Origin of the sequence: Niastella sp., assembly GCF_045805085.1 — a bacterium.
Lineage (GTDB): Bacteria > Bacteroidota > Bacteroidia > Chitinophagales > Chitinophagaceae > Niastella.
Window position 1 is genome coordinate 1 of the sequence record NZ_JBJMLX010000286.1, and the last position, 6,962, is coordinate 6,962.

Below are 6,962 nucleotides of genomic sequence, written 5' to 3' on the forward strand. Positions count from 1 at the left end.
GTTTTGTTGTGCAAACTCGTCCTCACAGCATCTGCCTGATAGTGTTCGTGTTCCTCGGGCCGGAACTTTGCCGCCAGCTTCCTTCAGATTCCACTTCGCAGTGGACACCCTCGCTCTTGGCTAATGGTTGGCGATTACATACCCCCATAACGGACTTTAACCGTCAAGTTTATCATCATGCATGGCGCACACAAAAAAGACCCCGACGGTACCGTCGAGGCCTGATTGTCTTTGTGTGTATCGTACTTATTTTTCAGGAATTTATTTCTTTCGTTTTGCTTTCTTCTCCCCGGTTTCGTTATAAAACAACTGCAGCATCACCTTATTTTCTACACCAACCAGTGATGCGATCTCGTAAATATCCTCCAACTTGAATTTTCCCGGATGCACAAGCAGTTTATTAAGCGTTATGTGATGCATACCCAGGTCGCGGGCTAATACAGTCTTGGGTACAATCACCAACATCTCCGCCAGGCTATTTAATTGGCCGCTGGTGATTAGTTTATAAACTGTGCTATAGCGTGGGTCCTTCGCCATGTCACAAAGTAATGAGGAAAAAGTACTATATATCTCAAATCTGTCACATAATGCGGTAGAAAGTACGTACCGTACTTTTTTAGTCATTTATTGATACATAAAAGTATACTTCATCTTTTTTTCCATCATTATCGTACTATAAAACGGAAAAGGCCCGTTTCGGAAAACCGAACAGACCTGATTCGTCTTGTGTTGTATCGTACTCTTTTTATAGTAGTTATTTCTTTCGCTTTGCCTTCTTCTCAACTATTACTTCGTTATAAATTAGTTTCAGTATTTCCATTTCATCAATTTCAATGAGCGAGGCAAGTTTAAAAGCATCTTCACATGAAAGTTTAGCGGGGTTTTGTACCACCTTCTCAAACGTTTGATGATGCATGCCCAGGTCACGAAAGACCACTGTCTTTGGTATAGTATCTAATATTTGGGAGAAGCTTTTAATAAATCCTCCCGTAATTAAATTATTTACAGTAGTGTATCGTTTATCTTTAACCTTTAGCATGGCCACAAAGAAACAGGTAAACGTAATTCACATAATAAAGCTTACAGATAATGATCTATAATAGTTCATTATCTGGCATTTACAGTTCACTTTGTGATACTTTTTATTTCAATTTTTATATTTTTATCTAAATAAAATACCGAGGCTGGGTGCCATTGCCGGTATTATTGAAAAACCAGTGGGTGTTTTCCCAAAATCCCCAATCTTTGCAAAAACATTGTTATGAAAGCATTTTTAGGAATGGGATTATTAGGCTCGAATTTCGTTCGGGCCATGATAAAACAGGGAGAAACCGTTCAGGTTTGGAACCGCACCGCCTCAAAAGCACAGGAACTGGAAAAAGAAGGCGCCAAAGCTTTTATAAATGTAGCTGATGCCGTTAAAGGCGCTACTGAGCTCCACATTGCTTTAAAAGACGACGCTACTGTTGATGAGGTGCTGAAAGCCGCAGCGCCAGGCTTTACACCAGGCGCCATCATCATCGATCATACTACTACTTCAAAAGAAGGCGCTATAGCCAGAACCAGGACATGGAAAGAAAAAGGGTTTACCTACCAACATGCGCCTGTTTTTATGGGCCCTATAAATGCGTTGGAAAGCACCGGGTATATGCTGATATCGGGCGATGAGGCTGTTATTGCTGCGCTTACGCCTTCCCTGTCGAAATTGACGGGCACACTGATAAATTTTGGTGCTGAAGTTGGTAAAGCCGCCGCCATGAAGCTGGCTGGTAATGCCTTCCTGGTTTGTTTAACCGTTTCGCTGAAAGACACCCTTACTTTATCTAAGTCACTGGATATTTCACTGGATGAATTGCTTACATTGTTCAGCATGTGGAACCCCGGCACGCTTGTATCAGGCCGTTTGAAACGAATGGCGGCCCCCGATCAAACCAAGCCATCCTGGGAGTTAAATATGGCACGCAAAGACACCCAGCTTTTTCTGGATGCTACTCAACAAGCCGGTAACGAACTGGTATTAGTGCCCGTTATTGCTGCCCTTATGGATGAGTTCATCAACAAAGGTTTTGGAAACCACGACTGGACGGTGATTGGAAAATAATACCCTGATAATGCACAAAAGCAATGTCCCTTCAGTAAGTAATATCCGTATCCTAAGCAATATGCTGGTGCTTTACCGGCGAATTAAAAAACAGGAACGATACCTGAAAGGTCATCTTCTCAACCTGCTGCGTGATGTAGTGCCGGATTTTCAGCAAACATTCACTGATAAGGACATTAAAAGAATTACCAAATACTGGCAACTCGCGCTGAACCTGGTATGTGATAATGTATATAACTTAACGGGGAAAAAATTAAGCGAGGCTGAACATCAACGAATTATTCTGCTGAGTGTATTCGGGCCATTGTTCGATGATCTTTTTGATGATCACATCCTGAACTATGAACAGATCACCTCGCTGGTAACAGATCCAGAAGCATACGTTGCACTAAACAAAACAGACAAGCTTGCTGCAGGCATATACCTTGAACTGTTGCGCGGTATGCCCCGGCGCCAACAGTTCATTGAACACTTGCAAGCGGTTGCTCACTGGCAACAGGAATCATTGAAACAGTTGGATAGTACGATTACAGAAACAGCACTGCGGGAGATCACTTACAAAAAAAGCTATTATGCAGTGCTGCTGTTCTGCGCCCTGCTCGACAATTACCCTGATCAAAAAATACTGGAGATATTATATCCGGCTGCTGGTCTTATGCAGTTGACCAATGATACTTTTGACGTTTGGAAAGATGTACATAAAGGTGTTTACACGCTTCCCAACCTGTACCGGAACTTTGAGCAATTGCAGCAATTATTCCTGACAGAAACAAGTAATTTCAACCAATGGCTGTGGCAATTACCTTACCCGGTAAAAGCCAAACAAACTTTTGCCATCATTATTCATTCTCTTCATGCCATGGGCTGGATGTCGCTGGAGCAACTAAAACAGGCTACGTCAGGCATTACTTCTATTGAGGAATTGAAGCAATTAAGCAGAAAGGAACTGGTATGTGATATGGATAGCCTTCAACAACAACTGAAATGGGTGCAACATATTCGAACTTTTACCAATTATGCTGATAAAGAAATAAATGCCATTCTGTAGAAACAGAACGGCTCTACTTACTAGCTATGGTACAAGAAAAATTTTTATCAGAGCCTTAAACACTTTCATGTAACCTTTATGCAACGCGGAGCAATGATTGTAATTTTGCCTCTACAAAAAACGTTTCTTCCTGAACTACATCTACAAAGCAGGTTTTTTGCAGATCCTGGAATTGCGCCTCTTCACGCATTGAAATAATTGCTTCTTTGTCGAGCTCACATTTAACCCGCACCAAAGAAGGAAATTTTTCTTTTACCATATCAAGCACATCTTCCCAACTAAATTTCCTGTCTTTGGTAACTTTGGGTGTTCCTGTGCGAAAACCTATCACACTGTGCAATAACTCAACACTTTTGCGTTTGCCCCAATTGCATTTCTGCTCTTTCGCGTATGTCTCCAATACTTCCATTTGTCTTTCCTTTTCCATATTGAGTTGGATGATCTCTTCCTGAAACTGATCTCTGATCCGGTTTATGCGATCGTTCAATTGCGCTTCAATAACACCAAGTCGGGCAGATACATCGGCATATTTGGCAGACGCTTCCTGGGCTTCATCATAATTCACATTGATGATTAATTTCTTCTTTTCACGGAACATAGTTGTAAGATTTTATGGTTTAATAATTAGATAAATTGTTTTTGACAATAAGCTGCCTGATACTGTTTTATACCTGCTCTTCCTGTAATTCATCAAAATAGCCTTTTACCGGTTCATAATATTTCAGGAATTTTTCATCCTGTACGTTCAGCCAATTGTATCCGCTTCTTATTCCTTTAATTACGCCTGCGTGATCGGTTGCTCCTGTAAGATTGGCTAGCATGCTGTAAGGGATGTGCGGGAATTTTTTCTTTCCTACCATCCACAACAGTTTTCGCATGGTTGGCCTGTCGTTCGCTCTGCTTTTATCACTCACCCAGGCCAATTGAACATTCCAGCATTCACACATTGCTTCAAACAACTGCTTCACATCATCTTCCATCATTTTATTTGAATAGCGAGGTATTAATATTACCTCTATCCCGGCCTGCTGTTGTATTTCATATTGAGCACGTGTAATTACATGACTCACGATCGATAATTCTCTCCTTGTATGCACATTCATGGTATTTCCGTTTTTGTAAGTTGTCGGGTGATTCTTTTGTAAAAGCATATGTGTCATAATCTTCGGTTTTTATACAGTTAATAAATCGGTTAAACAAGAATCCTGCATGGAAAGACCAATCTGCACTGAAGTGATAACTTTTGAGTCAAAAGCCTGGGAGAAGAAGTCGATTTTTCAGGCTGCGTCTCGTTTTCATAGTACGGTTTCGTTGTTTTTTTGCATACTTTTAGCTCTTAGCACCATTGTATCGCGTTTCGATACAGCAAATATATGCCTCATTTTTCGACAATTCTAATTTTTGAGGCAAAAAATTTCTAATTATGTCAACTTTTTTTGCAAACAATCTTTCCTTTTTAAGGAAGAAAAAAGGGCTGACTCAGGCGGAAGTGGCTACTGCATTGGGTTTAAAGCGTAATACGTTCTCGAATTACGAAACAACTCATTCAGAACCAGATCTGGGTACATTAGAAAAAATTGCCTCATTTTTCGACATTTCTATTGATGAGCTGATTAGCGTGGATTTGTCTAAAGGCGGTCTGGTGGAGTATAAAGGGGAAGAAAACAACGAAAGTTTAGCAAATGATAGTCACATGGCTACAAGTGACAAAAATCAGTTGTTACCTCCTGCGGATGATGATATGCCTGTTTCTGTAGTAGGTAGCACCCTTTTTCCGTACCGACGGTTTCAAGCACCGAAATATATTACTGTTGATAGCCAGGGCGAGGAAAATATCATTTATGTGCCGGTAAAAGCCAGGGCCGGTTATATGTCCGGCTATGGCGATCCCTTATTTATTCAATCTTTATCTGCTTACCGGTTGCCCGGATACACCAATGGCACTTACCGGATATTTGAAGTGGAAGGACATTCCATGTTCCCTACTTTACAGGATGCCGACCGGGTAATTGCCCGCTGGGCCGATATTTCGGAGGTTCGTGACGACCGGGTATATGTGCTGGTTACCCGCTTTCAGGGTGTATTGATCAAACGCCTGATCAACCGATATCATGAGGGAAAGATCATTGTAAAAAGCGATAATAATCAAACCGGCGAATTCCCTACCATTGTTTTGGATGTGGAAGAGGTTGCCGAGATCTGGTATGTGGTTGAACGCTGGACGAGACAATTACCCGGCCCCGGCGAGATCTATAAACGCTTGGTGAATATTGAAGCTGAGCTGGCGATGTTAAAACAGAAAATGGGACAATAACCGGTTCAAACCCCGAACGGATAAGTTTCCGGCATTTTATTACCCGTAGGCAAATGTAAAGCATGCAATGCCTGCGTGGTGTCAAAAAACACAAAGGCATCATAGCGCTCGCTCATAATGGTGGGTACATAATTACCATATTTCTCGCGTTGCGGATCATATACCACACCTATGGCCCGGTGACCAAGCTGCATATCGAACAGCTCGCTTGTTTCTTCTTCAAAAAGCATATAGCGGTTGTGATCGCCGCGTAAGTGCAGGGCTTCCTCTATGCTGCCTTTTCTGGCAGGCGGCACATCCATTTCTTCCATTGGCGCGCCCCAGGCATCGCCGGCTATAACAGTTCCTTCATAGGAGCCAAAGCCAACGAGATATACATTCTCCACGCCATATTTTTTTCTTCCCAATTCGCCAATATTTACCATACCAGCGCTTTTCATATCGGTAGCTCTTGCATCTCCTATATGCGTATTGTGTTCCCACACAATTCCTTTGGCGGAAGGGCCATGAAATTTCATCAACCGTTCCAGCGTTTCCATCATGTGCGTGTCGCGGATGTTCCAGCTTTCATTGTCGAAACCAATTAAGCTACTGTAATATTTTTCAGCGTTTACGGCAATCAATGCATTTTGTTCTGTGTTGAACCCTGCTTCGCGGTCGCCATCTAAAAACTGTGCTTTCATTCTTATTTCTTTCAGCAATGACAATACTTTATCGCGACAGTTATGTTCTTTTAATGAATACGCATAGGATTGTTCTCTTTCGCGGAAAGGTTCAAAACATTGTATAGCAGCTTTCACTGACAGAGATGCTTTCGGGTCTTCTTTATCCAGGTAGCTAACCATGGCTTCCATGGAATCCCAGAGACTGTACACATCGAGCCCGTAAAAACCGGCTTTCTTATCCATACTTAAATGCTGATTATGTTCCCGTAACCATTCGGCCAGTGCAGCGGTTTCCCAATTTGCCCACATCCAGGTAGGCCAACGGTCGAACACCTGCAGTACATTATTAATTGAATCACCGGCATCTTTATAGCCTTTTACAAAACGGTTTATTTTATAGCAATCGGGCCAGTCGCCTTCCACTGCAATAAAATTAAATCCGTGCTCTTCAATCAATCTTTTTGAAATGGCAGTTCGCCAGGTGTAAAATTCATGGGTGCCGTGAGATGCTTCGCCAAGCATTACGATTGTTTTGCTGCCCGCCTCGTTAATCAATGCATCGAGATCGTTGGCAGTGGATAAATTATGCATTTGCCTTTTTATAAATTGCAGCAATTCTTACGCCGTGGCAGTGATGGCTGTTTAAACACTTGTTCACAGGCTAATTTAACAAATGGAGCCGATGGCTCCATTTGTAATTGCGTTAAATTTCTGAATACTTAATTGTTACCACTGGACTGGTTTGCGTTACCTTTTTAAGGTAGGGCTGATGCTTGAAAATATCAACCGAATCCTTATAGGCAAAATCAAACTCCTGGATATATCCCTGGGGAA

The 6,962-nt window shown here is 41.9% G+C and carries 8 protein-coding genes; 3 read left to right on the top strand and 5 right to left on the bottom strand.

Features of this window, described 5'->3' with window-relative positions:
- Window positions 1-261: 261 nt before the first annotated feature.
- On the bottom strand, window positions 262-537 hold the full coding sequence (locus ACJ751_RS14880) for a hypothetical protein (protein ID WP_407746291.1): 276 nt from the start codon (window positions 535-537) through the stop codon (window positions 262-264).
- 217 nt (window positions 538-754) lie between these two features.
- Window positions 755-1,045: a hypothetical protein gene (locus tag ACJ751_RS14885; protein ID WP_407746292.1), complete on the bottom strand. Its 291-nt coding sequence runs from the start codon at window positions 1,043-1,045 to the stop codon at window positions 755-757.
- A 216-nt stretch (window positions 1,046-1,261) separates the two neighbouring features.
- On the opposite strand from ACJ751_RS14885, the gene ACJ751_RS14890 reads away from it, so the two are divergent.
- Together ACJ751_RS14890 and ACJ751_RS14895 are read left to right on the top strand one after the other, a co-directional pair.
- The gene (locus tag ACJ751_RS14890; RefSeq protein WP_407746293.1) at window positions 1,262-2,101 is read left to right on the top strand and encodes an NAD(P)-dependent oxidoreductase; all 840 of its coding nucleotides are present in this window, start codon (window positions 1,262-1,264) and stop codon (window positions 2,099-2,101) included.
- Between the two features lie 10 nt (window positions 2,102-2,111).
- A complete protein-coding gene (locus ACJ751_RS14895) occupies window positions 2,112-3,149 on the top strand; it encodes a class 1 isoprenoid biosynthesis enzyme (protein WP_407746294.1) in 1,038 nt (345 codons plus the stop codon).
- A 76-nt stretch (window positions 3,150-3,225) separates the two neighbouring features.
- Here ACJ751_RS14895 and ACJ751_RS14900 read toward each other — a convergent pair whose 3' ends face one another.
- A complete protein-coding gene (locus ACJ751_RS14900) occupies window positions 3,226-3,747 on the bottom strand; it encodes a host-nuclease inhibitor Gam family protein (RefSeq protein WP_407746295.1) in 522 nt (173 codons plus the stop codon).
- A 67-nt stretch (window positions 3,748-3,814) separates the two neighbouring features.
- Complete coding sequence (locus tag ACJ751_RS14905) at window positions 3,815-4,309, bottom strand: hypothetical protein (protein ID WP_407746296.1); 495 nt, start codon at window positions 4,307-4,309, stop codon at window positions 3,815-3,817.
- 263 nt (window positions 4,310-4,572) lie between these two features.
- Between ACJ751_RS14905 and ACJ751_RS14910 the strand changes: the two genes are divergently transcribed.
- Window positions 4,573-5,463, top strand: a complete 891-nt coding sequence (locus ACJ751_RS14910) for an XRE family transcriptional regulator (RefSeq protein ID WP_407746297.1) — start codon at window positions 4,573-4,575, stop codon at window positions 5,461-5,463.
- Window positions 5,464-5,468: 5 nt separating this feature from the next.
- Here the strand turns inward: ACJ751_RS14910 and ACJ751_RS14915 are convergent, their stop codons facing one another.
- Window positions 5,469-6,719 carry an erythromycin esterase family protein gene (locus tag ACJ751_RS14915; RefSeq protein WP_407746298.1) on the bottom strand — a complete coding sequence of 417 codons (1,251 nt, stop codon included), beginning with the start codon at window positions 6,717-6,719 and terminating at the stop codon, window positions 5,469-5,471.
- Between the last annotated feature and the right edge of the window lie 243 nt (window positions 6,720-6,962).